This window comes from Erythrobacter sp. CCH5-A1, from assembly GCF_001557115.1.
In the GTDB taxonomy this organism is placed as follows: Bacteria; Pseudomonadota; Alphaproteobacteria; order Sphingomonadales; family Sphingomonadaceae; genus Erythrobacter.
This window is the reverse complement of the sequence record NZ_LSKQ01000298.1, coordinates 1-24,859: the sequence shown is the minus strand read 5'-3', so window position 1 is coordinate 24,859 and position 24,859 is coordinate 1. Positions and strand designations below refer to the sequence as shown.

Below are 24,859 nucleotides of genomic sequence, written 5' to 3'. Positions count from 1 at the left end.
CTGGCCCGCGCTCGCGCGGCCCGCCGAAGCTCTCAGGTCACCCGACAGAGGGGGCAGTTTGTGAGGGAGCGCCGCAAGGGCGCTGCCGGACTGCCGTATTCTGCCGGGGAACACCCAAGTGAGCGACCACGAGACCGACGATCAGATCGAAGACATCGCGCTGGAGCCGCTGCCGCTCGATGCGTGGCACCGGGCGCGGGGCGCGCGGATGGTGCCCTTCGCGGGCTACGAGATGCCGATCCAGTACGAAGGGATCGTCGCCGAGCACACCTGGACCCGCGAGAGCGCGGGCCTGTTCGACGTCAGCCACATGGGCCAGCTGGTGCTCTCCGGCCCCGATCTCGACGCGGCGGTCGAGGCGGTGCTGCCGATCGACCTCAGCACGCTGAAGCTCGGCCAGCAGCGCTATTCGCTGCTGCTCGACGAGAACGGCGGCGTGCTCGATGACCTGATGATCTCGCGCTGGCCCGAGGCGCTCTATCTGGTGGTCAACGGCGCGACCAAGTGGGACGACATGGGCACGCTGCGCGAAGCCCTGCCCGACGACATCACCATGAACTACCTCGACGAGCGTGCGCTGCTCGCGCTTCAGGGCCCCAAGGCCGCCGACGCGCTTGCCCGCCATGCGACAGGCGAATACCCGCTTTCGGCGCTGACCTTCATGAAGTTCGGCCGCTTCACGCTGGTGGGCCACGATGTCACCATCGCCCGGGCGGGCTATACCGGAGAAGATGGCTTCGAAATCTCGCTCCCCGCCGAAGCCGCTGCCGAGATCGCCGACCTGCTTTGCGGCGAACCCGAGGTGAAGCCCATCGGCCTCGGCGCGCGGGATTCGCTGCGGCTCGAAGCGGGGCTGCCGCTCTACGGCCACGACCTTTCGCCCGAAACCTCACCGATCGAGGCGGGCCTCACCTTCGGCATCAACAAGCGCCGCCGGACGGAAGGCGGCTACCCCGGGGCGACACGGATCAACCGCGAGATCGCGGAAGGCACCGCGCGCAAGTGGGTCGGCCTCAAGCTCGAAGGCCGCCTGCCCGCCCGCGAGGGTGCCGAAGTCTTCGCCGGCACGGAGAAGATCGGCACCGTCACCAGCGGCGGCTTTTCGCCCACGCTCGGCGCGCCCATCGCCATGGCCTATGTCGCGAGCGAACACGCCGCCATCGGCACCCAGATCGAGGTGGAGGTGCGCGGCAAGCGCCTCGCCGCCACCGTTTCGCCCACGCCTTTCGTCCCCCACCGCTACTACCGAGGGAGCTGACCCATGCCGCGCTACTACACTGACGAACACGAATGGATCGACGTCGAGGATGACGTCGCGACTGTCGGCATCACCGACTATGCCCAGCAGCAGCTCGGTGACATCGTCTTCGTCGAACTGCCCGAAGTCGGCGCGATGATCGAGCAGGGCAAGGACGCCGCCGTGGTGGAGTCCGTCAAAGCCGCCTCCGACGTCTACGCCCCGATCACCGGCGAAGTGACCGAGACCAACAGCGCGCTCGAGGAAGACCCCGCGCTGGTCAACTCCTCGCCCGAGGATGCCGGCTGGTTCTTCAAGATGACCATCGCCGCCCCCGCCGAGCTCGACAAGCTCATGGACGAGGACGGCTACAAGGCCTTCGTCGAGGACCTGTGAGCCAAAGCACCCCGCCTACCGCGCCGCTGCGCCTGATGGTCGCCACCCCGCTCTATGGCGGGGCCGAGGGTGACTATCTGCGCAGTGTTGTCGGCCTGGCGGGCACGGCCGAGCGGGCGGGGGTGCAATGCGCCTTCGCCTGGCTCAGCAACAACCCGGTGATCGACCGCGCGCGCAATGTCCTCGCCGCCGCCTTCCTCAATTCGGACGCGACGCATCTCGTGTTCATCGACGGCGATATCGGCTTCGTCCCCGAAGAGCTCGTCGCGCTGGTGCAGCGGATGGCGGGCGATGAGCGGCTCGCGGTGGTCGGCGCGCCTTATCCCAAGCGGCGGATCAACTGGAACCTCGTCGCCTCGGCCGCCGCCAAGGGGCTGGCAGAGGGCAACCCTGCCGCGCTGGAGAAGTATTCCGGCCTCTTCCCGCTCGAACCGCTCGAACCGGCGGCCAGCTTCGCGCTCGATCAGCCGATCGAGCTGAAGCACACCGGCACCGGGCTGATGGTGATCCGCCGTGACGTGGTCGAAGGCCTCGCCGCGCGCCACCCGGAACTCGCCTACACCGCCGACGCGATGGACCGTGAGAGCGGGCTGGTGGGCGAGACGCTCGCCGCGCTGTTCCACCCGATGATCGACCCGGCCACCGGCCACATGCTGTCTGACGATTACGCCTTCTGCCACCGCGCGCGCGCGGCGGGCTTCCGCATCTGGCTCGCGCCGTGGATGCGCACCTCGCACACCGGTCCGGCGCGCTTCGCCGCCGCCCTTTCCGACCTTGCCGCCCTCAACACCTGACCTTTCCACCCCCAGCCACGGACACCTCTCTCCCATGCGCTACCTTCCCCTCACCGATACCGACCGGCAGGCGATGCTGGCGAAAATCGGCGCTTCGACCATCGACGACCTGTTCGTCGACGTGCCCGAAGTCGCCCGTCTGGACGGCCCGATCCACGGGTTGCCGATGCATGCGAGCGAGATGGCGGTCGAACGCCACATGAAGAAGCTCGCGGCCAAGAACCTCGTCGCGGGCGAGGTGCCGTTCTTCCTCGGCGCGGGGGCCTATCGCCATCACGTGCCCGCCAGCGTCGACACCATCATCCAGCGCGGCGAGTTCCTGACGGCCTACACGCCCTACCAGCCCGAAATCGCGCAGGGCACGCTGCAGATGCTGTTCGAGTTCCAGACCCAGGTCGCCCGCCTCTATGGCTGCGCGGTGGCGAACGCCTCGCTCTATGACGGCTCGACCGCGTGCTGGGAGGCGGTGGCGATGGCGACCCGCGTGACCAAGCGCAAGCGCGCGGTGCTCTCGGGTGCGCTCCACCCGCATTATGCCGAGGTCGTGAAGACCATGGCGCATTACACCGGCGACACCATCGCCGATGCGCTGCCCTCGATCACGCCGGACCCGGAGCTGACCGGCCTGATCGGGCGCATCGACGAGGAGACCGCCTGCGTCGTGGTGCAATATCCCGACATCCTCGGCCGCATCGCCGACCTCACCCCCGTCGCCGAAGCCGCCCATGCCAAGGGCGCGCTGCTGGTGGTGGTGAACACCGAGCCCGTGGCCTTGGGCGCGATCAAGAGCCCCGGCGAGATGGGCGCGGACATTGTGGTGGGCGAGGGCCAGTCGCTGGGCGTCGGCCTGCAATTCGGCGGGCCCTACCTAGGCCTCTTCGCCGTGCGCGATCCCAAGCATGTGCGCCAGATGCCCGGCCGCCTGTGCGGCGAGACCACCGATGCCGAGGGCAAGCGCGGCTTCGTGCTGACGCTCTCGACCCGCGAGCAGCACATCCGCCGCGAGAAGGCGACGAGCAACATCTGCACCAACTCCGGCTTGTGCGCGCTGGCCTTCACCGTGCACATGACGCTGCTGGGCGAGAAGGGCCTGCGCGAGCTGGCGGCGGAGAACCACCGTCTCGCCTGCCTCGCTGCCGACCGTCTCGCCAAGGTGCCGGGGGTGGCGGTGCTGAACAACGCCTTCTTCAACGAGTTCACCGTGATGCTCCCCGGGAAGCCGGCGCGCGCGGTGATCCGCGATCTGGCTGACAGGGGTGTGCTCGGCGGGGTGTCATTGGGCCGGCTCTATCCGGGGGTCGCGGCGCTCGAACAGGCGCTGCTGGTCGCCGTGACCGAGACCACCACCGAAGAGGATATCGAACGGCTCGCCGAAGAGCTTGAAGCCGCCATCAAGGAGACCGCGCAATGAACGCCCCCAACAAGAGCGGCTGGAAGCCCGAAATGCAGATCGCCGAAAGCGGCTTCCTCGGCGGCCCCGTCACCAGCACCGGCAACCGCGGGCTGATGCTCGAAGAGCCGCTGCTGTTCGAGATCGGCCGCGCCGATGTGACCGGTGTCGACCTGCCCGCAGTGGACGCCAGCGCCCCGACCCGCCTCGGCGGCCTCGCCCGTTCGGAAGCGATCGGCCTCGTCGGCCTGACCGAGCCCGAGACGGTGCGCCACTACACGCGCCTGTCGCGGCAGAACTACGGGATCGACCTCGGCTTCTTCCCGCTCGGCAGCTGCACGATGAAGCACAACCCGCGCCTCAACGAGAAGATGGCGCGGCTGCCGGGCTTTGCCGACATCCACCCGCTCCAGCCGGTCTCGACCGTACAGGGCGCGCTCGAGGTGATGAACGAGCTGGCGCATTGGCTGATCACGCTCACCGGCATGCATGGCGTTGCGATGAGCCCCAAGGCGGGCGCGCATGGCGAATTGTGCGGGATGCTGTGCATCCGCGCCGCGCTGGAAGCACGCGGTGACAAGCGCGACGTGGTGCTGGTGCCCGAAAGCGCCCACGGCACCAACCCCGCCACCGCTGCCTTCGCGGGCTTCCGCGTCGAGGACATTCCCGCGACCCCCGAAGGCCGCGTCGATGTCGCCGCCTTGAAGGCCCGCCTCGGGCCGGATGTCGCCGCAGTGATGATCACCAACCCCAATACCTGCGGCCTGTTCGAGAAGGACTTCCGCGAGATGGCCGATGCGGTCCACGCGGCGGGCGGCTTCGTCTATTGCGACGGGGCGAACTTCAACGCCATCGTCGGCAAGGTGCGCCCGGGCGATCTGGGCGTCGATGCGATGCACATCAACCTCCACAAGACCTTCTCCACCCCGCACGGCGGCGGCGGGCCGGGCTCGGGTCCGGTGGTGCTGTCCGAGGCCCTCGCGCCCTTCGGCCCGATGCCCTTCACCGCCCGCACCGCGGACGGCGTGGTGCACCTCGTCGAAGAGGAAAGCGCGGCGGAATTCGGCCACACCGAGGCCTTCGGCCGCATGACCGCGTTCCATGGCCAGATGGGCATGTTCACCCGCGCGCTGACCTATATTCTCAGCCACGGCGCGGACGGGTTGAAGCAGGTCGCCGAGGACGCGGTGCTCAACGCGAACTACATCCTGCGCTCGATGGAGGACATCCTCCACGCCCCCTTCGGCGCGAGCGGGCCGTGCATGCACGAGGCGCTGTTCGGCGACAAGGACTTCACCAACGGGCTCTTGACACTCGACGTGGCGAAGGGCCTGATCGACGAGGGCTATCACCCGATGACGGTCTATTTCCCGCTGGTGGTCCACGGCGCGATGCTGGTCGAGCCGACCGAGACCGAGAGCAAGGCCGCGATCGACCAGTTCATCGCGGCGTTTCGAGGCGTGGTCGAGCGTGCGCTGGAAGGCGACGAGGCGCTTAAGGCAGCGCCCTATTACTCGCCGCGGCGCAGGCTCGACGAGACCGGCGCGGCGCGGAAGCCGAAGCTCGCTTACGAGGGGTAAGGGCTGCCGGAAAGGCTCAGGACTTGGGAGGGGCGGGCCGCTGGTCCGCCCCTTCTTCGTCGGGCTCGACCACCAGCCGGAACTGCTTGAGGTTCACGATCGCCACATAGAAGCCGACCACCGCGAGCAGGCTCGATCCCAGCACCGCAAAGCCCGCCCCCTGCGCGCCCTTCCAGTCGATCGCGGCTTCCAGAAACAGCAGCGCTAGGATCGTCGGCACCAGCCGCACGAGGAAGGCGATATGCGCCTTGCCCGCCGAGATCAGCAGGCTTTCTAGGCTCGCGCCCACCAGCTCGACCGCGCCGGCGATGCTGAGGATGATCATCGCCCAGTAGAAGCCCGTGAACTCCGGCCCCGCGATCAGTGCCAGCCCCTCGCGCCCGAACAGGATTGCGGTCACCACCGCCGTCACCCCGGCGATCGCGGCGATGTTCGCCATCCGCCGCGCGATCTCGACAGCGCCGCCCTTGGACTGCACCAGCTCGGGCAGGATCGCCTTGGAGATCGTCTGTGCCAGCGCGATCAGCGCCACGCCCAACTGGTTAGCGATGCGGAAGCCGCCCGCAAGATATGCCCCGCCGAAGGTGCCGACCAGCAGGATCATCACCTGCTTGCCGGCCACCGCGAGGCTGCTGGAGAGGTTGGTCGAGACCACGAACCGCCACACGCCCTTGTGGCGCGCGGGGATCGCCTTGAGGCTTACCGAGGCGAGGCTCACCGGCTGCACCTGCACCGCCACCGCCCACAGCGCCAGCGCAGTGCCTACCTCTGACGCGGCGAAAGCGAGGATGAAGCCGGTCACGTTCGGCATCAGCCACCAGGCCAGCCCTGCGCCGCCCGCACGGATCACCGGCTGCACCGCCTCGGCCCAGGTCGCCTTGCCGTATTCGTTGTGGAGCCGCAGCATCCCCGTGGGCGTGGTGCGGATCGTCGCGACCGAGATCACGCAGTACCAGAAGGTCAGCCACATGAGGTCGGGCGGCACGTCGAGCCAAAGCGGCGCGGTCAGCACCAGCACCGCCGAGGCGATGGTTCCACCCGCAAAGGAGAGCAGGTCCAGCGCGACCGCAAACCCGGTCGCCTCGCGCGCGCGCTCGATATCGACGCCGGGGTTCTCGGGGTCGGCACCCCAGCGGACGATGAACTGCCAGGTCTGGAAGCTGGAGAAGCCGGTGATCGCCTGCCCCAGCGCGATGATCAGCGCCATGTAGCCGAAGCCGTCGGTGCCCAAGGTGCGCGCCGCGATAGCGAGGTAGAGCAGGCTGAGCACGGCATTGAACCCGCGCCCGCCGAGCAGCCAGCCCATGTTGGCGAAAACCTGCTTCATGGCTCTAGCGCGCGGAGGTGGCGCGCGCGGCGGGCAGGGGCAGGCTGAACATGGGCGCGGCCTTAGCCGCAAAGCGCCGGATTAGCCAAGCGGGGATTGCGAGGGGTTCGCAGGCCTTGCTGCGAAGCGCCGGCGGGTGTTCAGGCGGGGCAGCGCTTGCGCGGGTTGTCATCCGGCACCTTGGGCTCGGCCGCGTCGGACAGGTGCAGCCGCTCGCCCTCGGGCGTGGTCTCGATCGAAAGGCGGGTGGTCTGCACCCAGCTTTCACCCTCGCCCTCCATCACGAGATCGGCGATGGCATCGCTGCCTTCGCTGCCGACCCCGGCGACATCGCCGGCACTTTCGTAGAAGCCGATGCGGCGTGCGGCGATCTCCACGCGCAGGTCGGAGGCGGGATCGCAGGTCCCGCTGACCGCATCCCACACGCCGTGGAACCGCGCGGGGATCTCGCCCTTCGCGATATCGGGATCGAGCGGCGCAGCACCGGTCTGCGCCGTCGCGGGGGTCGCCGCGGCAACCGGTTCGGGCGCGGCAGCCTGCTGCTCCGGCTCGCTACCGCAGGCGGCGAGGGGAAGCAGGGCCGCTGCCAGAGCGAGCGGTGGGGTTGCCGATGTCATTTGCCGTCCTCCATTTTGACGAGCACCTTCGTCTCGAACAGCCAGCTCATCATGTCGGTGCCCATCCACAGCGGGGCGAAGGGGGGCTGGATGCCGCGCTCCCACGCCATCATGCCGGTGAGCGTGCCCGAGGTGTGCGGGACGACCGGCATGGCAGCGGCGAGCTCGGCATCGGCATAGGCTTCGTCGGCGGTGATGATCGTCCAGCCGTCCTTGCGCAGTTCGGCGACGAGGTCGGCGATGAACAGCGCGGCGAGATCGGTTTCGTGGAGCAGCATCACATGCGTCGGCGAGCGGCCCAGCGTGCGGCGGGCGAGGGCATCGTGATAGGCGATGCCGCTTATCTGCGATTGCAGGTAGAGCTTGCGCAGCGCGGCCATGTCCATGGCGCGTCCGGCCCGCGCGGCCTCGACGGTCAGTGCTTCCAAGTGCCAGTCCGACCCGTCGGCGGTGACATAGCCGTTCCTGAGGCCCCGTGCGGCAAGGCCCGCCCGCACCGCGTCGCGCTTGGCCGCATCGCGCCCGCCTTCGTCGAGGAAGGGAAAACGGAACCACGGGCGGTATCCGGGGCGGCCCTTGAGCCACGCGGCGGCACGGTCGAGGTCGGCGAGGTAGGCCTCGGCAGAGATCTGGTCGAGGTGCTGGTGTGTGTGGCTGTGATTGGCGATCACGTGTCCGGCGGCGACATAGGCGGCGATCCGCGCCTCGCCGCCTGCGCCGTCGGGGGTGCCGAGATTGTCGGTGGTGACGAAGAATGCGGCCTGCGTCACGCCCGCCTCGCGCAATGCCGCGATCAGCCGCTTGGAGCGATCCTCAGGGGTGAATAACGCGCCGGCCCCGCGCGGCACATCGTCGAAGGTGAGCGCGATGCGCTTGTCCTGAGCGGCGAGCGGGGCGGCCAGCGCCAGCAGCACCGCCCACAACGCAAATAGCAGCGACCGCACCCGGCTCACCCCATCGTCGGGATGACGAAGGCGTTCGACCCGTCCCCGCCGCCGTCGGGCCAGCGCTGGGTGATCTTCTTGTTCTTGGTCCAGAACCTGAGGCCTTCCACGCCATACTGGTCGATGTCGCCGAAGCCCGAACGCTTCCACCCGCCGAAGCTGTGATAGGCGACCGGCACCGGGATCGGCACGTTGATCCCGACCATCCCGACATTCACCCGCGCCGCGAATTCGCGCGCCGCATGACCATTGCGCGTGAAGATCGCGACGCCGTTGCCATACTGGTGCTCGGAGGGCAGGCGCACGGCTTCCTCGAAGTCCTTGGCCCGCACGATCTGGAGCACGGGGCCGAAAATCTCCTCCTGATAGGAGCGCATCTGCGGGGTGACATGGTCGATCAGCGTCGGGCCGACGAAGAAGCCTTTCTCGTGGCCTTGCAGCGTGAACCCGCGCCCGTCGACGACGATCTCGGCGCCCTCCTCTTCGGCGGTGGTGATCCACTGCTCGATCCGCGCCTTGTGCTCGGGGGTGACGACCGGGCCGTAATCCGCCTCGGGATCGTTGGAGACGCCGATGCGCAGGCCGGCGATCGACTTCAGCAGCTTTTCCTTGAGCTTCTCGGCGGTGTCCTCGCCCACCGGCACCACGACCGGCAGCGCCATGCAGCGCTCGCCCGCCGAGCCGAAGGCCGCGCCGGTCAAATCGGTGACGACCTGGTCGAGGTCCGCGTCGGGCAGCACGATCCCGTGGTTCTTGGCGCCGCCGAAAGCCTGCACGCGCTTGTTGTTCGCGCTCCCGCGGGCGTAGATGTATTGCGCGATGTCGGAGCTGCCGACGAAGCTGATCGCGGCGATATCGGGGTGATCGATGATCGCGTCGACCATCTCCTTGTCGCCGTGGATGACCTGCAGCAGCCCCTCGGGCGCGCCCGCTTCGAGAAACAGTTCGGCAAGCCGCACCGGCACGCTCGGGTCACGCTCGGAGGGCTTGAGGATGAACGCATTGCCCGCCGCGCAGGCCATGCCGAACATCCACATCGGGATCATCGCCGGGAAGTTGAACGGCGTGATCCCCGCCCCGATGCCGAGCGGCTGGCGCATCGAGTAGACGTCGATCCCCGGTCCCGCGCCGTGGGTATATTCGCCCTTCATGATCTGCGGCAGGCCACAGGCATATTCGATCACCTCGAGGCCGCGCTGCACGTCGCCGCGCGCGTCGGGGACGGTCTTGCCGTGCTCGCTCGAGAGCATCTCGGCGAGGCTCTGCATGTTCGCCTCGACCAGTTCCTTGAAGGCGAACATCACCCGCGCGCGGCGCTGGGGGTTGGTCGCGGCCCAGCCGGGCTGGACGCGCTTTGCGGTCTCCACCGCGCGGGCGAGCAGCGCCGCGTCGCCGAGCGCGACTTCGGCCTGCACTTCGCCGGTCGAGGGGTTCCAGACGCTGTGCTTGCGAGCGGGGGCGGGGGTGTCGCCGACGATGAAGTGGTCGATCTGACGCATGTGGGGTGTCTCTCCTGTCTCGCGCCCCCAATGCCCCCCGAGGGCGATGCTTGCAACCCTTGCGGCTCCCCTCAAAAGTGCTGGCATCGCGGGTGCCGGCGGGGCACTGTCGGCACCGGACGAGACGAGCGAAGGGGCACATGATGCGCAAGGGATGGTTGGCGATCGGCGGCGCGGCGGCGGCCCTGCTGGCGGGCGCCGCAGCGGCGCAGGACCGCGCCGAGGCCAGCGCGGAGGCGACCCTTGTGGTCACCGAGCCGCGTCTTGTCGAAGGCACGATGGAACTGGTCGCGACCGGCTACACCTTCACCGAAGGCCCGGCGTGGGACGGGACGCGGCTGATCTTCAGCGATATCCCGGGCAATGCGGTGCATGTCCACATTCCCGGGCAGAGCGGCGCGAAGCAGCTCTACGCGCCCAGCATGAACGCCAACGGCCACACTTTCGACCGGGCCGGGCGGCTGCTCAACGCCGAGCACGGCAGCGGCGCGCTAACGCGCTGGACGCCGGAGGGCGGGCGGCAGGTGATCGTCGAGCGTTTCGAGGGCAAGCACCTCAACAGCCCTAACGATGTGGTGGTGCGCGGCGACGGGCTGATATTCTTCACCGACCCGCCCTATGGCCTCGGCAAGCGCGCGGCGGAGATCGCTTTCTCGGGCGTCTTCGCGCTAGACGAGGCGAGCGGGCGGATGGTGCTGATCGACGACGCGCATGCGCGCCCCAACGGCCTTGCCTTCTCGCCCGACGAGGCCGTGCTCTATGTCGGCGACACCGCCACCCAGTCGCTCTGGGCCTACGACATTGCAGCCGATGGCAGCGCCTCGGGCAAGCGGCTGGTGATCGACCTCAAGGTCGAGGGCCTTGTCGGCAATGTCGACGGGGTGCGGGTGGACGCGGAGGGCCTCGTCTACCTCACATGCCCCGGTGGGATCTGCGTGGTCGATCCGGCGCGCGGGACGCTGCTCGAACGGATGGCGGTGCCCAAGCGCGCGACCAACCTTGCGTGGGGCGGGCCGGAGCTGTCCGACCTCTACATCACCGCGCAGAGCGATGTGTATCGGGTGAAGACCCGCACGCGCGGCACGGGATCGTCGAGCCGGCGCTAGTCAGACGGGATCAGCGTGATCGCGGTCTGGCGGCCGTCGATGAAGCGCACGGTCTCGCCGTCGAAGAAGGCGTCCTCCTCGGTGCGGAAATCGACCCGCTGGCCGCCCCATTCGGGCACATTGGCATAGGAGGTGAGTTCGATCGACCAGGCGGTGTTCGGCCGGATCGGGCCTTCCCCGCGCGGGTCGGCCTTCTGGTTGTCCCAGAAGCCGATCGACGGCCCCGCGCCGTGGCCGTGGTGGCCGATGGGGTGGGTGTAGATCGACGGATCGAGCCCCGCCGCGATGGCGTCGGCGCGGGCGAGGGCGAGCGCCTCGTTGCCGCTGCGCCCCGGCTTGAAGGCGGCGCGCAGGAAATCCTGCACCTTGTTGCTCCCCGCAAGCCCCGCCTTGAGGCCCGCCGGCGCCGCAGTCTCACCCGGCTTCAGCACATAGGCGAGGTGTTGGGTGTCGGTGTTGAGCCGCAGGTAGGTGATGCCGAAATCGGTCCAGAGCAGATCGCCCGGCCGGATCACCTCCTCGCCCTCGAGCATGCCCTTGGCGCCCTGCCGCTGGATCGCGACCGAAGGGTGGAACCACGGGTCGAGGCCCAAGGCCATCAGCCGGTCCCGGTACCACCATTGCACCTGTTCGGCGGTGGTCTTGCCCGGCGTGATGACCTTCCGCGAAAACGCCTCGCCGATCACCGCGTGGGCGATCCGGACGATGGTGGGGTAGAGTTCCATTTCCGCCGGCGTGCGGGTTTCTAGCCAGCGGATCGCCAGCCCCTCGCCGCTGGTCACGCGCTCGTGGAGGGCGGGGGGCAGGGCGCTCATGAACCTGTCGTACTGGCTCAGCGTCATGCCGTCGGCGAACTGATAGAGGTCGCTGGAGTTGATCGCGATTTTCTTCGGATTGCGCGCGGCGATGATCTCGGCGACGGCGGCCCACTGGTCGGGCTGCTTGTCCGGGTCCCACGCGGGCGCGAACAGCCCGCCGAGGCCGTAGCGGCTTACGGTAAGGCGTTCGACCGGCTTGCCTTCGCCCGGATCGTGGAAAATGAGAATGGTGCGCCGCCGCGCGTGCATGTTCTCCGCGTCGAGCATGGTGGCGACCACCGGCTCCTCGAAATACTCGCGCGCGACCAGCAGCCACAGGTCGATCCCCTCGGCGCGCATGATCTGCGGGATCAGGGTGTCGAGCCGCTCGGCGAGGATGCGGTTTTCCAGCGCCGCGCGCTCGCGCGGGGCGAGGATCGGGGGGAGTGCAGGGCCGGCCTGTTCGGTCTCGGAGAGCGTGAGCGGCGCCTGTGCGACAGCGGGGCTCGCCGCCACCGCCGCCGCCAGAGTGATGATATGCCGTCCGATCATGTCAGTCCCCGCGTTGCGCCGCCCAGAGTGACGCGTGCGGGAGCCGGGATCAAGCCTCGTCCATCGCCTCGAACCCGATCCGCTCGGCCGCCGCGCCCGACATGATGAAGCCGATCGGGCGTTCGGTCTCTTCCTGCAGGTGGGCGATGAGGCTGGCGGTACGGGCGAGGAGGGAGATGCCTTTCAGCGCCGCGAGCGGGAAGCCCGTGTCGAGCATGACGGCAGGGATCGCGCCGTTGACGTTGATAGGCAGGGTCCGGCCGATCGCCTCGGGCAGCACCGCCTCGATGGTGCGCAGCATGGCGATGTGCTTGCCTTCCATCCCGTGCTCCTTGGCGAGCGCCAGCAGCCGGTGCGCGCGCGGATCGCCGCCGGAATGCTGCGGATGGCCGAAGCCGGGGATCGCCTTCTTCTCGGCGCGCAGCGCCTTGATCGCGGCGATGGCGGTCGCGGCGGGATCGCCCTCTTCCGCGTCAGCCACGACCTGCGCGTAGAACTTGCCGGCGACCTCGGCGCTCCCCAGCACCACACTCCCGCAGCCCAGCAATCCTGCCGCCACCGCGCCGTGGAAGGCTTCCGGAGCCGCAGCATAGGTCATGCGGGTGGCGACGACGCTCGGCACCAGGCCATGTTCGGCAATCGCGCAAAGCACCGCATCGGCCAGCGCCTTCTGCGGCGGGGAGGGCATGGTGCCGGTCACCAGCAGCCAGAAATAGGAGGTGAAATCGACATGGCCGATCACCTGCTCACACAGGTCCATCCCGCGCACCGTGATGCTCGTCGCATCCGAGGTGCAGATCGAGGTCACCGCGTTATCATGCTTGCCGATGCGCATGGGTTCCAACCTTTTCGTTATTCGAAGTTGATTTCGGTATGCGAAGATTATAGGGTTGCGCAAGCATCAAGGCAAGCAGATGGGATTTGAAGGATGACCGCTCGGCCCCTCGCAGGCGTTACCGTGCTCGAAATGGGCACCTTCATCACCGGCCCTGCCGCCGGAATGCTGCTGGCCGATCTCGGCGCCGATGTCATCAAGGTGGAGCAGCCGGGCACGGGCGATCCGTTCCGCAGCTTCAAGGGCGAGCTCTATTCGCCGCACTTCCAGACTTACAACCGCAACAAGCGCTCGATCACCATCGACCCCAAGAACCCGGACGACCTCACCGTGCTCGACCGGCTGGTCGAGGATGCCGACGTGTTCATCCAGAATTTTCGGCCGGGCGTCGCCGATCGGTTGAAGGTCGATGCGGCGCGGCTTCAGGCGATCAACCCACGGCTGGTCTATGCCTCGATCTCGGGCTTCGGCAGCGAAGGGCCGGAGCGCGATCGCCCTGCCTTCGACACCGTCGCACAGGCGGCGAGCGGCTTTCTGCGGTTGCTGGTCAACCCCGAGCACCCGCGCGTCGTCGGCCCCGCCATCGCGGACGCCATGACCGGCTTCTACACCGCATTGGGCATTCTCGCCGCGCTCAACGAGCGGCACGTGACGGGCAAGGGGCGGGTGGTCGAGACCTCGATGTTCGAGGCGATGTGCCACTTCAACCTCGACGATTTCACCCACCTGCTTTCGGCCGATCAGGTGATGGGGCCGTATTCGCGCCCGCATGTCTCGCAGAGCTATGTCTTCCAGTGTTCGGACGGAAAGTGGCTGGCGCTGCACATGTCCTCGCCGCCCAAGTTCTGGGAGAACCTGGCGACTGCCGTGGGCCAGCCCGATATGCTGAGCCTGCCGGCCTTCGAAAGTCGCGAGGCGCGGATCGCGCATTACGAGGATGTGGTCTGCTTCCTCGCGCCGATCTTCGCTGGACAGCCGCGCGATCATTGGATTGCCGAGCTGACCCGCCTCGAAGTCCCCAACTCCCCGGTCTACGACACCACCGAAGTCCTCGCGACCGAGCAGGCCAAGGTGCTCGGGCTGGAGGTCGCCGATCCGGACGGGCCGAAGGGCGTGTTCCGCACCATCCGCTTCCCTGTGTCCTTCGACGGCGCGCGGATGGACAGCGTCACCGCGCCCCCCCTATTGGGGGCCGACGACGCGGCGATCCGCCGCTCCATCGAAAGGCCGGTGCATGGGATCCGCAGGGGCTGAAGCCGAAGACGCAGGGGTTGCGGGGGGCGCGAAGGACCCCGAATTTCTCTCGACGCTCGAACGCGGCCTGCGCGTATTGAAGGCGTTCGACGAGGATCATCCCGAGATGACCCTCTCCGAAGTCGCCGCCAGAACCGCGCTGCCCCCTGCCGTGGCGCGGCGCTGCCTGATCACGCTGGTCGAGCTGGGTTACGTGGGCCAGCACGAGCGCAAGTTCCTGCTGCGCCCGGCAGTGCTGACGATCGGCTCGGCCTTCAGCGCCTCGATGCAGATCGAGCAGGTGGTGCTGCCGCCCTTGCAGGCCCTGCGCGACCAGACCGGCGACAGCGCTTCGCTGGCGGTGATGTCGGGCGCCAACATCCTCTACGTCGCCCACGTCTCGACCGACCGGCGCTTTCGCGTCGCGGCAGGAGTGGGCACGCGCTTTCCCTTCCACGCGACCTCGCTCGGCAAGGCGCTCGCGGCGAACCTGCCCGAAGGCGAGCGCGCCGCGCTGCTGGCGCGCGCACCCTTCCAGCGCTTCACCGAGCGCACCGTCACCGAAGCCGCCGCGCTGGCGGAACGGCTCGCGCTGATCGCGGAGCGGGGTTACGATTCGGCGCTCGACGAACTCGATTACGGGATCGTCTCGGTGGCGGTGCCGATCTTCGGGCGCGACAAGCGGGTGATCGCGAGCATCAACTGCTCCACCTCCACCACCCGCATCTCGCAGGACGAACTTGTCCGCACCCGCCTGCCGCTGCTGCGCCAGGCCGCCGGCGACATCGAGGCGGCGCTGAAGCGCTGGCCGACGCTCGAGGCGTCGCTGCGGCCCTGAGCCCAATCATGCAGATGGCGCACCCTCAACCGCTCCCGCCTGCGGGAGGGGCCGGGGGCAGGCGCGAGCCACAGCGCGGCGTGTCCCCACCGCCACACTCCCAAAGTTTCGCATATCGAAGTTGACTTCGCATGGCGAAGTTCATAATTGCCACTGGGAGGAGTGGGGTCGCCAGAAGAGCGGCGCGTTCGCGCGCACACAGGGGAGAGACGTATGAAGTTTTCGGGCCTGAGCCGCGTGACGCGCGCAGCTGCCAGCACCACCGCCATCGCTTTCGCCGCGCTCGCCGCAGCGCCACTTGCCGCGCAGAACACCGCCGCCGAGCCGGCTGCGGAGGAGAGCGACGAGATCGTCGTGACCTCGCTGCGCCGCACCGAGACCCTGCAGGACACCCCCGCCGCGGTCACTGCCTTCGATTCGCAGGCGATCCAGAACGCCGGGATCGAGCGCCCCGCAGACTTCATCTCGCTAACCCCCAACGTCAACCTGATCGAGACCCAGAACGCGGGCAACGCCTTCGTCATCATCCGCGGCATCACCCAGAACCGCAACTCCGAGCCGAGCGTCGCGGTGATCGTCGACGGCGTACAGCAGGTGAACCCGGCGCAGTTCAACCAGGACCTGTTCGACATCGCCCAGATCGAAGTGCTCAAGGGGCCGCAGGGCGGCCTCTACGGGCGCAACGCGATCGGCGGGGCGATCATTATCACCACCAAGCAGCCGACCGACGAATTCTCGGGCAATGTCACCGCCGGGATCGACAACGGCTTCGGCTACTACCTGCGCGGGGGCGTCAGCGGGCCGATCGCCGAGAACGTCAAGTTCCGCATCGCCGGATCGTGGTACGACACCGACGGCTTCATCAACAACGCCTTCCTCAACGAGAAGGCCGATCCGGTCGAGGACTTCTCGCTGCGCGGCAACCTCCTCGTCGAGGCGACCGACAAGCTGACCTTCGACCTGCGCGCCAGCGTCAACCAGCTGCGCACGCAGGGCCTCTATTACAACATCGTCGCCGACGTGAACGACATCGCCCCGGTGCTGGTCAACAACCCCGGCCAGAACGACCGCGACATCTACAACGTCGCCCTTAAGGTCGAATATGCCGGCGACAACGCGGTGCTGACCTCGGTCTCGTCCTACGACACCTTGAAGGAAGTGCTGACCGGCGACGCCTTCGACTTCAAGCCGATCCCGGACAGCTTCTTCTTCAACCTGTTCGAAGCGATCTTCGGTCCCGGCAACGGCTTCGACCTCAACCAGAGCCAGTACCTCAACGTCAAGGCGTTCAGCCAGGAAGTGCGCCTCGCCTCGCCCGAGGACGGCCGCGCCTTCAACTGGATGGTCGGCGGCTACCTGATCGACACCACCCGCTTCATCTCGACCGGCAACATGATCGACACCGGCAACGGCGTCTTCCCGGTGTTCCGCTCGCCCTCGACCAATCCGCTCAACCCGCAGTTCAGCTATCTGGCCGACGGGCAGGAGAATTTCGCCTGGGCGCTGTTCGCCAATGCGGGCTACGAGTTCAGCCCCGAGTTCCGCGTCGATGCAAGCTTGCGCTATGACCGCGACCGGCGGCGCCAGACCACGCTGACGCCGCAGAACTTCCTGCCCAACGTCCCCGGCGTGCCCCAGGCGCAGAGCGGCGAGGTGCGCACGGTCTCCTTCGACGACTGGCAGCCCAAGCTCACCCTGACCTACGAGCCGAGCCCCGACCTCACCATCTACGGCGGCTATTCGCGCGGCTTCCGTTCGGGCGGGTTCAACCAGACCGGCGTCGGCGCGGAATCGGTCAATGCCGGGATCGTCGGCGTGGGCGACATCTTCCAGGCCGAAACCGCCGACACCTTCGAGATTGGCGGCAAGGCGCAGGTCGGCCCGGTGCGCCTCGGCGCGGCGGCCTACACCACCAAGTCGGAGAACTCCTATTTCTTCGTCTTCCTCGCCCAGTCCTCGACCCAGAACCTCGGCAACATCCCCGAGACCCGGATCAACGGCTTCGAACTCGAAGCGAGCGCCGAGATCCTCCCGAACCTCGATGTCAACGCCGCGCTCGGCTATACCGACAGCGAGATCAAGGCCTTCCCCGATCCGACCGTGATCGGCAACGAGGCACCCCAGATCTCGCGCTACACCATCAACCTCGGCGCGCAGTATGCCGGGCCGATCAGCGACAGCGTCGACGGCCTGCTGCGGGTCGATTACCGCCGCACCGGCAAGACCTGGTGGGAGCCGTTCAACACCACCGTGCGCGATCCGATCGACATCGTCGACGCGCGCGCCGGGTTCACGCTCGCGAACGGCGTGTCGGTGACGGGCTTTGCCAGCAACCTCTTCAACGAGATCTACAACGCCGAATTCAGCCCCGGCGGCTTCGTGTTCCGTGCCCGTCCGCGGCGCTACGGGGTGGAAGTGGGCTTCAAGTTCTAATTTTTTCGACCGCGTTTTCCGAGCCGCCGGGTGTGCCACCCGGCTCGAAAACACTCAAAGGACGAACGACATGACCAAGGTGCTGGTGCTCTACTATTCGAGCTATGGCCATATCGAGGCGATGGCCGGCGCGGTTGCCGAAGGCGCCGCGAGCGTTGCCGGCACCGAGGTCACGGTGAAGCGCGTTCCCGAGCTGGTGTCCGATGAGGTCGCCAGGGGTGCCGGGATGAAGCTCGATCAGTCAGCTCCGATTGCGACCCCGGATGAACTGGCCGATTACGATGCGATCATCTTCGGCACCCCCACCCGCTTCGGCAACATGGCCGCGCAGATGCGCAACTTCCTCGATCAGACCGGCGGACTGTGGTTCCAGCAGAAGCTGATCGGCAAGGTCGGGAGCGTGTTCGTCTCCACCGCCAGCCAGCACGGCGGGCAGGAGACCACCATCACCTCGTTCCACACCACGCTGCTGCACCACGGCATGGTGATCGTCGGCCTGCCCTATTCCTTCGCCGGCAACAGCGAGATGGGCGAGATCAGCGGCGGCACGCCCTACGGCGCGAGCACGCTGGCGGGGAACGACGGCAGCCGCATGCCGTCGGAAAACGAGCTTGCCGGTGCGCGATTCCAGGGGGCACACGTCGCGCAGATCGCCGCCAAGCTGGCGGCCTGATTCAGACAGGGAGAAAAGCCGATGACGAAGATTCTCGCCAACCGCCTGCACCACACCGCCTACGTCACCAAGGACCTCGAAGCGACCCGCGCCTTCTACGAGGACGTGCTCGGCTTCCCGCTGATGGCGACCTATTGCGAGAAGGACGAGCTGTTCGGCAAGGAGCGCACCTATTGCCACGTGTTCTTCGAGCTCGCCGATGGCAGCGCGCTCGCCTTCTTCCAGTTCGCCGATCCCGAGGACCAGGCCGAATTCGGCCCCGATATCCCCTCGAGCCCCTTCATCCATATCGCCTTGCAGGTGGACAAGGATGCGCAGGAAGAGCTGACCCGCCGCATCGCTGCTGCGGGGATCGTCGAGCCGCAGACCTATGTCCTTGAGCATGGCTACTGCAAGTCCGTCTATGTCACCGATCCCAACGGGATGATCCTCGAATTCACCCATGACGATCCGCGCGCCGAGCCGCTCGATGCCGAGCGCCGCGCCAGTGCCCATGCGGAGCTGAAGCGCTGGCTGGCGGGCGATCACCACAACAACAACCCGTTCCGCGCCGCCGAAGCGGCGTGACGCAGGCGGGGGTGCGTGGGGCCGACATGCTTGCCGCGCGCACCCCTGAGCCGGACGCGCTGTGGTACGGGGAGGTCCCCGTCCACGGCGGGCGCCTGCCGATCCACATGGCAGGCGAGGGGGCGCCGCTGATCCTGCTCCACGGCTGGACGCTCGATCACAGACTATGGCTGCCGCAGGTGGCGGGCCTTTCCGCAAGCCACTACCTCGTCATGCCCGACCGCCGCGGCTGCGGGCGCGCCAGTGCACCGCCCGATCTGGCGCGCGAGGCCGAGGACGTGATCGCGATCGCCGATTTCCTCGGGTTCGAGCGGTTCGCCCTGCTCGGCCTGTCGCGCGGGGCGGTGGTCGCGCTCGATGTCGCGCGGCGATACGGCTCGCGGCTCACGGGATTGGTCGTCTCGGGCGCGCCGCTCCCGGCCTTGGTGCCGCGCGAAGAGGTGATCGACCTCGATCGCTACCGCGCGCTCGCGGCATCGGGAGACCTCGCGGGGTTCCGCGTGGAATGGGCCCGCCATCCGCTGATGCGCACCCACAGCGCCGAGGCCGCCGCCCTCGCCGCCGCAATGCTCGCCGGTTACGACGGGCGCGATCTGCTGCTGGGGCAGGGCGAGGCACCCGGCCTGCCGCGCGAGGCGCTGGCGATGCTCCCCATGCCGGTGCTGAGCACGACCGGCGAACACGACACCCCCTGGCGGCGCGCCTGCGCGCGCGCGCTTGCCGAGGCCGCCCCGCGCGCGCGGCATGCCGAGATCCCGCAGGCAGGTCACCTCGCCAATGCCGACAACCCGGCCGCCTTCAATGCCGCCGTCTCCGCCTTTCTCCGCGCCTGCGCGGCGAGCCCACGCTAACATTTCGAAAGAGACAGAACCATGCTGCTACCGACCTCCCTCGTGGGCTCCTACGCCCAACCCGACTGGCTGATCGACAAGGAAAAACTGAAGGGCCGCTTCCCCCCGCGCGTGCGCGCGACCGAGCTGTGGCGGGTCGATCCGGCCTACCTTGAGGAAGCCTTCGACGATGCCACCCTGCTGGCGATCCGCGATCAGGAACGCGCCGGGCTCGACATCATCACCGATGGCGAGATGCGGCGCGAAAGCTACTCGAACCGCTTTGCCACCGCGCTCGAAGGGGTCGATCTCGACAATCCCGGCGTTGCCCTGGACCGCAGCGGCGAACCCAACCCGGTCCCGCGCGTCACCGGGAAAATCCGGCGCAAGCATGCCGTGGAAACCCGCGACGTCGAATTCCTGCGCGCCCATACTGACCGGATGATCAAGATCACCGTGCCCGGCCCCTTCACGATGGCGCAGCAGGCGCAGAACGATTTCTACAAGCACGAAGCCGAAATGGCGCAGGATTACGCGGTCGCGGTCAATGCCGAGATCAAGGACCTGTTCGCCGCCGGGGCCGATATCGTCCAGATTGACGAGCCCTACATGCAGGCGCGGCCCGAAAAGGCGCGCGAATACGGGCTCGCCGCGCTCGAAACCGCGTTCGACGGGGTCGAGGGGCGCACCGCGCTGCACATCTGCTTCGGCTATGCCGCTCTGATCCACGAGCGGCCGCAGGGCTATAATTTCCTGCCCGAACTGGCCGGATCGCCGGTGCAGCAGATCTCCATCGAGACCGCGCAGTCCAAGCTCGATTGCAGCGTGCTGGAAAGCCTGACCGGCAAGACGGTGATCCTCGGCGTGCTCGACCTGTCGACGCATGATATCGAAACCCCTGAGGAGGTCGCCGCGCGCATCCGCCGGGCGCTGCCGCATATCGCGCCCGAACGGCTGGTGATCGCGCCCGATTGCGGGCTCAAATATCTGCCGCGCGAGGTCGCCTTCGGGAAGATGAAGGCGATGGCCGATGGTGCGGCGATCGTGCGCGGGGAACTGGCGTGAGCGGCTTCCTCACCACCCATGTCGGCAGCCTGCCGCGCCCCGAGGCGCTGCTGGATCTGGTGTTCGCGCGCGAGGGCGGCGAGCATGTCTCCGAGGAAGCCTTCGACGCGGCGGTCGAGGAGGCGACCGCCTATGTCATCAAGCGCCAGATCGAGGCGGGGGTGAGCATCGTCAATGATGGCGAGCAGTCCAAGCCCTCCTACGCGACCTATATCAAGCACCGCCTCTCGGGCTTCGGCGGCGAGGCGGGGCAGTATGAATTCGCCGACCTCGAGGCCTTCCCTGGCGCCAAGGCGCAGGTGTTCGGCAACAAGGGCCGCGCCAAGCGCTCCGCGCCCGCCTGCACTGCGCCCATCGAAGTAATCGACATGGAAGCGCCCCGGATCGACGCCGAGCGGCTCGTCCGGCTGGCGAACGGCCACGCCACCTTCATGTCCGCCGCCTCGCCCGGCGTCACCGCACTGTTCTTCCCCAACCAGTATTATGCGAGCGACGAGGAATATGTCTTCGCCCTCGCCGAAGGCCTGCGCCACGAATACGAAACCATCGCCGCGGCCGGCATCACCCTGCAGGTCGATTGCCCCGACCTTGCGATGGGCCGCCACGTGCAGTTCACCCACCTCAGCACAGAGGAGTTCCGCAAGCGCATCGGCATGAATATCGCCGCGCTGAACCATGCCGTGCAGAACATCCCCGCCGAGCAGCTGCGCATGCACCTGTGCTGGGGCAACTACCCCGGCCCGCACCACTGCGATGTCGCTCTCGACGAAATCGCCGACATCGTCTGGTCCGCCAAGCCGCAGACCGTGCTGCTCGAAGGCGCCAACCCGCGCCACGCGCATGAATTCGCCTTCTTCGAGCGGCACCCGCTGCCCGAAGGCAAGATCCTGTGCCCCGGCATGGTCGAGCCCCAGTCGCCCTATATCGAGCACCCCGAACTCATCGCCCAGCGCATCGGCCGCTATGCCGATCTGCTGGGGGCGGAGCGGGTGATGCTGGGGGTCGATTGCGGCTTCTCGGTCCATGCGGGGAGCAACAGCCTCGATCCCGAGATCGTCTGGGCCAAGCTCGGCGCGCTGTCGGAAGGGGCGGCCATCGCCAGCGAAAAGTACTTCTGACAATTCGCCCGCTTGCCGCGGGCAGCAGGGCGGGGCAAACGGGGGGCATGAACGGCCACCCGCACCCCGCCCCTCCCGCGCTCGCGGCGCAGGCGCTGGTCGTCGAGAACGGCACTGTCGCCCCGATCGATCCCCACGCGGTCGCCACCTATGACGGCGAGGGCTTCGTCTGGCTCCACGCCGACGGCATGGGCGAGCTCAACATCACCGACCTGCCCGGCTACGTCCCGCCGATGGCCGCGGGCGCGCTGGTCGCCCACGAAACCCGCCCGCGCTGCGACGAGATCGACGACGCGGTGCTCATCAACCTGCGCGGCACCGCCAAGGAAGCCGCGCACGGCAGCGACGGCCTCGTCTCGATCCGCGTCTGGGTCGAACGCAACCGCGTGACTTCGGTCAGCCGCTACCCGCTCGCCGCGCTCGCCAAGGTCGAGGCGCTGATGCAGGCGGGCAAGATCACCGACGGCGGCGATTTCGTCTCGCTGCTGGCACAGGCGATCAGCAAGGAGCTCGACCCGCAGGTCGCCGACCTCGGCGACAGTCTCGACGATTGCGAGGGCATGCTCGATGGCGACATCTATGCCTTGCGCCGCATCATCGCGCGGATCCGCTCGCAGGCGATCGTGCTCCGCCGCTTCGTCGCGCCTGACCGCGACGCGCTCGCCGCGATGGCGCAGCTCGAATTCGACTGGATCAGCAAGGACGACCGCCTGCACTTGCGCGAGGCGGCGGACCGCTTCGCCCGCATGGCCGAGGAACTGGAAGCGGTGCGCGAGCGCGCCGCGCTGCTCCACGAACAGCTCACCGATCTGCGCGCCGAGATGATCGACCAGCGCAGCCTCGCCATCGCGGTGACGGCCTTTATCTTCCTGCCCCTGACCTTTGTCACCGGGCTGCTCGGCATGAACGTCGAGGGCATCCCCGGTGCGAAAGAACCCTGGGCCTTCTGGGGCGTGGTCGCTTTCTGTGTGGTGATCGGCGCGGGCGTGATGGCGTGGTTCGCATGGAAGCAGTGGCTCGACGACTGAGCGCGCCAGCAGGCGCCCCCCGCGCAATCATGCTTGACCGCCCCCGCCCAATCATGGCAAGCGCCGCGCCGCACACGATGCGGGTGTAGCTCAATGGTAGAGCAGAAGCTTCCCAAGCTCCATGATGCATTGAAATAAAAGGATTTTTGTCCGCAAATCCTTCCAACCTTGCACTCTTTTTGAGTACTTGTTGGAAGGATCGGGCAGGCGAATGCCTAGGTAACCCAACGTCGCGATGACTTTACCTAAACTTGATCCAGTCGGTCGCCTTTCATTCCAATCCCGAAGCAGCCGCTACTGACGGTTTCCGATTGGCTGATCATTTTCGGCCAAACATAAAGGATGCGTGACGCTTGGCGCTCGAAGGGCAGACGCATGACCGAAGCCTGCGGGAAAAAGCCAATTAGCCTGTTTCGCAAGAAGAGTTCTCGTGATGGGCGCTTCTTGGCTATCTGGCGATCGCCAGAGAGCACGCACCATCCTCCCTCTTTTCCCAGTCGTACGATCCAGTCGTGGTCTTTGAGGCCACCGGTTCCATACTTGTCGCGAATATGAACGATCTCGTGATCGCCAGCAAAGAGTTCTGCTAGCCCTCGTGCAAGCTTAGGTGGAAGGTTGTTGTCGACGAGGAGCTTCACGCAGCCTTCTTTGAATGAATTCCCTGTTCATATGCAAGTGCATCACGAACAACAGAATTCGGTACCTCGAAGAGCTTGGCTACCTTCTCCACCGAGCCTTCTGCAACCACCGCATCAGCGAGCACCGATGTTGCAATTCCCGCCTCGAAGGTGATCGGTCGCCCGAATGAACGTAGGGGATCGGCTACGATCGATTTTTTTCCGGGTAACAGCCACCAACGTTCTGCACCGAATTTTCCGAAATCTAAGTCTTTGAGTGTAGGCTCGACTATGGACCTGAACACGCCTTGGCTCCGCCGCAGGTCGATCAGGTGAACCTCGTCCAGATCTCTGGTGATCTCCAAGAAGATACTTCTGCCGTCGGTTCGGAAGTCCTTCGTGGAAAACGGACGTTCGTCACCGATTATCTCTCTGGCCCGATCGATGCACTTGCGAATGGTCGGAAGGCCAATCCGTTCTTTCCGGAGTGCATGCACGATCCTGGCTTCAACGAGATCCCGAAATCCGATGAACAGGCCCTCATCGTCCACGGCATATTGAGGGTTCCAGAGCGGGCGCTCATGCACGCCGTTGTGATCGTAACCGAGCAACCACCGCCGCAGCGTTGCAGCTTGCATGCCGATCATGCGAGCTGCTTCCGGCGCGGTGTAAATGCCAAGTCCAAAGTCGATCGCAGACATGGCAGCGGTATAAACATAACCGGGAGTTAGACGCCAATTGATTTCTTAGATCGTGCCGCAGTCACGTTGGTCTGGACAGCGTACCAAAGCATTGCCATAGAGCGCGGCGCGTTGGAAATGTTGGAAATGCCTCGTTGGAAGGATTTCCAAAAAATCGGAAAAATATCCGACTTTTCAAGGCCTTGCGGGTGTAGCTCAATGGTAGAGCAGAAGCTTCCCAAGCTTACGACGAGGGTTCGATTCCCTTCACCCGCTCCAGCCCATCCTTCCCAAACAGCCCCGGAAAGTCTATAAAACCCTTGGAAATTCAGGGGATTTGGGCCTAGGTCGGCCTAGATTGTCCCTATTCTTCGTGCTGCACCCGGGCCCCCTGACGGACGCATCGCGGGGCCAAGGCCTTGCAGCAGGGGGCATCGCGGTGATCGCCTATGAAATCGCCGTCGGGCGGCTCGGCGTGGCCAGGGCGGGGCTGCTTCCTGCCATCGTCCCGGCGCTGACCCGCACCCGCGCCAATGCCGATGAATCCCTTCAACGGCGCGCGCACCTGTAGCGGGGGCGGGACGGGAACATTGATTACCCCTTCCACGACTGAAGGGGATCACGCCTCGCGCAGAACGCCCGCGACATAGTCGGCAAAGGCGCGCGCCTTGGCGCTGGCGAGGCGTCCGCTCGGGAACAGCGC

The 24,859-nt window shown here is 67.0% G+C and carries 24 protein-coding genes and 1 tRNA gene; 17 read left to right on the top strand and 8 right to left on the bottom strand.

Going from position 1 to position 24,859, the window contains the following annotated elements:
• Window positions 1-118 precede the first annotated feature (118 nt).
• The 5 genes from gcvT to gcvPB are packed head-to-tail and all read left to right on the top strand — an operon-like array spanning window position 119 to window position 5,397.
• Window positions 119-1,258, top strand: a complete 1,140-nt coding sequence (gene gcvT, locus AX708_RS18250; protein WP_082745626.1) for a glycine cleavage system aminomethyltransferase GcvT — start codon at window positions 119-121, stop codon at window positions 1,256-1,258.
• Between the two features lie 3 nt (window positions 1,259-1,261).
• On the top strand, window positions 1,262-1,633 hold the full coding sequence (gene gcvH, locus AX708_RS18245; protein WP_066530819.1) for a glycine cleavage system protein GcvH: 372 nt from the start codon (window positions 1,262-1,264) through the stop codon (window positions 1,631-1,633).
• Window positions 1,630-2,427, top strand: coding sequence for a glycosyltransferase (locus AX708_RS18240; protein ID WP_066530821.1), 798 nt, complete (start codon window positions 1,630-1,632; stop codon window positions 2,425-2,427). The genes gcvH and AX708_RS18240 overlap by 4 nt, the downstream gene beginning before the upstream one ends.
• Window positions 2,428-2,461: 34 nt before the next feature.
• Entirely contained in the window at window positions 2,462-3,838 is a 1,377-nt protein-coding gene (gene gcvPA, locus AX708_RS18235; RefSeq protein ID WP_066530823.1) for an aminomethyl-transferring glycine dehydrogenase subunit GcvPA, read from the top strand.
• On the top strand, window positions 3,835-5,397 hold the full coding sequence (gene gcvPB / locus AX708_RS18230) for an aminomethyl-transferring glycine dehydrogenase subunit GcvPB (RefSeq protein WP_066530825.1): 1,563 nt from the start codon (window positions 3,835-3,837) through the stop codon (window positions 5,395-5,397). The genes gcvPA and gcvPB overlap by 4 nt, the downstream gene beginning before the upstream one ends.
• Window positions 5,398-5,413: 16 nt before the next feature.
• Here gcvPB and AX708_RS18225 read toward each other — a convergent pair whose 3' ends face one another.
• The 4 genes from AX708_RS18225 to AX708_RS18210 form a co-directional block, all read right to left on the bottom strand.
• Window positions 5,414-6,724: a lipopolysaccharide biosynthesis protein gene (locus AX708_RS18225; protein ID WP_066530827.1), complete on the bottom strand. Its 1,311-nt coding sequence runs from the start codon at window positions 6,722-6,724 to the stop codon at window positions 5,414-5,416.
• Window positions 6,725-6,864: 140 nt separating this feature from the next.
• Window positions 6,865-7,341 carry a hypothetical protein gene (locus AX708_RS18220; protein WP_066530829.1) on the bottom strand — a complete coding sequence of 159 codons (477 nt, stop codon included), beginning with the start codon at window positions 7,339-7,341 and terminating at the stop codon, window positions 6,865-6,867.
• Window positions 7,338-8,285: a polysaccharide deacetylase family protein gene (locus tag AX708_RS18215; protein ID WP_066530835.1), complete on the bottom strand. Its 948-nt coding sequence runs from the start codon at window positions 8,283-8,285 to the stop codon at window positions 7,338-7,340. Before AX708_RS18215 ends, AX708_RS18220 begins: the two co-directional genes overlap by 4 nt.
• A gap of 5 nt (window positions 8,286-8,290) precedes the next feature.
• The gene (locus AX708_RS18210) at window positions 8,291-9,784 is read right to left on the bottom strand and encodes a CoA-acylating methylmalonate-semialdehyde dehydrogenase (RefSeq protein ID WP_067490569.1); all 1,494 of its coding nucleotides are present in this window, start codon (window positions 9,782-9,784) and stop codon (window positions 8,291-8,293) included.
• 140 nt (window positions 9,785-9,924) lie between these two features.
• Between AX708_RS18210 and AX708_RS18205 the strand changes: the two genes are divergently transcribed.
• Window positions 9,925-10,890 (top strand): SMP-30/gluconolactonase/LRE family protein, encoded by a 966-nt coding sequence (locus AX708_RS18205; protein ID WP_066532853.1) that lies wholly within the window; start codon window positions 9,925-9,927, stop codon window positions 10,888-10,890.
• Here AX708_RS18205 and AX708_RS18200 read toward each other — a convergent pair.
• Together AX708_RS18200 and AX708_RS18195 are read right to left on the bottom strand one after the other, a co-directional pair.
• Window positions 10,887-12,239 carry a M24 family metallopeptidase gene (locus tag AX708_RS18200; RefSeq protein WP_066532850.1) on the bottom strand — a complete coding sequence of 451 codons (1,353 nt, stop codon included), beginning with the start codon at window positions 12,237-12,239 and terminating at the stop codon, window positions 10,887-10,889. The two genes, AX708_RS18205 and AX708_RS18200, sit on opposite strands and share 4 nt — an antisense overlap.
• A gap of 49 nt (window positions 12,240-12,288) precedes the next feature.
• Window positions 12,289-13,074, bottom strand: a complete 786-nt coding sequence (locus AX708_RS18195) for a citryl-CoA lyase (RefSeq protein ID WP_066532848.1) — start codon at window positions 13,072-13,074, stop codon at window positions 12,289-12,291.
• A gap of 93 nt (window positions 13,075-13,167) precedes the next feature.
• Here AX708_RS18195 and AX708_RS18190 point away from each other — a divergent pair, with 93 nt between their 5' ends.
• From AX708_RS18190 to AX708_RS18150, 9 genes are all read left to right on the top strand, one after another.
• On the top strand, window positions 13,168-14,328 hold the full coding sequence (locus AX708_RS18190; RefSeq protein ID WP_066532846.1) for a CaiB/BaiF CoA-transferase family protein: 1,161 nt from the start codon (window positions 13,168-13,170) through the stop codon (window positions 14,326-14,328).
• Complete coding sequence (locus AX708_RS18185) at window positions 14,309-15,145, top strand: IclR family transcriptional regulator C-terminal domain-containing protein (RefSeq protein ID WP_066532844.1); 837 nt, start codon at window positions 14,309-14,311, stop codon at window positions 15,143-15,145. The genes AX708_RS18190 and AX708_RS18185 overlap by 20 nt, the downstream gene beginning before the upstream one ends.
• A gap of 213 nt (window positions 15,146-15,358) precedes the next feature.
• Window positions 15,359-17,578 carry a TonB-dependent receptor gene (locus AX708_RS18180; RefSeq protein ID WP_197426284.1) on the top strand — a complete coding sequence of 740 codons (2,220 nt, stop codon included), beginning with the start codon at window positions 15,359-15,361 and terminating at the stop codon, window positions 17,576-17,578.
• Window positions 17,579-17,648: 70 nt separating this feature from the next.
• Window positions 17,649-18,251 carry an NAD(P)H:quinone oxidoreductase gene (gene wrbA, locus AX708_RS18175; RefSeq protein WP_066532842.1) on the top strand — a complete coding sequence of 201 codons (603 nt, stop codon included), beginning with the start codon at window positions 17,649-17,651 and terminating at the stop codon, window positions 18,249-18,251.
• Between the two features lie 21 nt (window positions 18,252-18,272).
• Window positions 18,273-18,818, top strand: a complete 546-nt coding sequence (locus AX708_RS18170; RefSeq protein WP_066532841.1) for a VOC family protein — start codon at window positions 18,273-18,275, stop codon at window positions 18,816-18,818.
• A gap of 11 nt (window positions 18,819-18,829) precedes the next feature.
• A complete protein-coding gene (locus AX708_RS18165) occupies window positions 18,830-19,669 on the top strand; it encodes an alpha/beta fold hydrolase (protein WP_156454598.1) in 840 nt (279 codons plus the stop codon).
• Window positions 19,670-19,690: 21 nt separating this feature from the next.
• Window positions 19,691-20,713 carry a 5-methyltetrahydropteroyltriglutamate--homocysteine methyltransferase gene (locus AX708_RS18160; RefSeq protein ID WP_066532838.1) on the top strand — a complete coding sequence of 341 codons (1,023 nt, stop codon included), beginning with the start codon at window positions 19,691-19,693 and terminating at the stop codon, window positions 20,711-20,713.
• Complete coding sequence (locus AX708_RS18155; protein ID WP_066532836.1) at window positions 20,710-21,831, top strand: cobalamin-independent methionine synthase II family protein; 1,122 nt, start codon at window positions 20,710-20,712, stop codon at window positions 21,829-21,831. The genes AX708_RS18160 and AX708_RS18155 overlap by 4 nt, the downstream gene beginning before the upstream one ends.
• A gap of 47 nt (window positions 21,832-21,878) precedes the next feature.
• Window positions 21,879-22,859: a zinc transporter ZntB gene (locus tag AX708_RS18150; RefSeq protein ID WP_066532835.1), complete on the top strand. Its 981-nt coding sequence runs from the start codon at window positions 21,879-21,881 to the stop codon at window positions 22,857-22,859.
• A 245-nt stretch (window positions 22,860-23,104) separates the two neighbouring features.
• Here AX708_RS18150 and AX708_RS20125 read toward each other — a convergent pair whose 3' ends face one another.
• Both AX708_RS20125 and AX708_RS18145 read right to left on the bottom strand, forming a co-directional pair.
• Window positions 23,105-23,497 (bottom strand): hypothetical protein, encoded by a 393-nt coding sequence (locus AX708_RS20125; protein ID WP_082745717.1) that lies wholly within the window; start codon window positions 23,495-23,497, stop codon window positions 23,105-23,107.
• On the bottom strand, window positions 23,494-24,177 hold the full coding sequence (locus AX708_RS18145) for a hypothetical protein (RefSeq protein ID WP_197426283.1): 684 nt from the start codon (window positions 24,175-24,177) through the stop codon (window positions 23,494-23,496). The genes AX708_RS20125 and AX708_RS18145 overlap by 4 nt, the downstream gene beginning before the upstream one ends.
• Before the next feature lie 184 nt (window positions 24,178-24,361).
• Here AX708_RS18145 and AX708_RS18140 point away from each other — a divergent pair.
• Window positions 24,362-24,435: transfer RNA gene (locus AX708_RS18140), tRNA-Gly, on the top strand.
• A gap of 79 nt (window positions 24,436-24,514) precedes the next feature.
• Window positions 24,515-24,727 (top strand): hypothetical protein, encoded by a 213-nt coding sequence (locus AX708_RS20985; RefSeq protein ID WP_197426282.1) that lies wholly within the window; start codon window positions 24,515-24,517, stop codon window positions 24,725-24,727.
• Window positions 24,728-24,859: the final 132 nt, after the last annotated feature.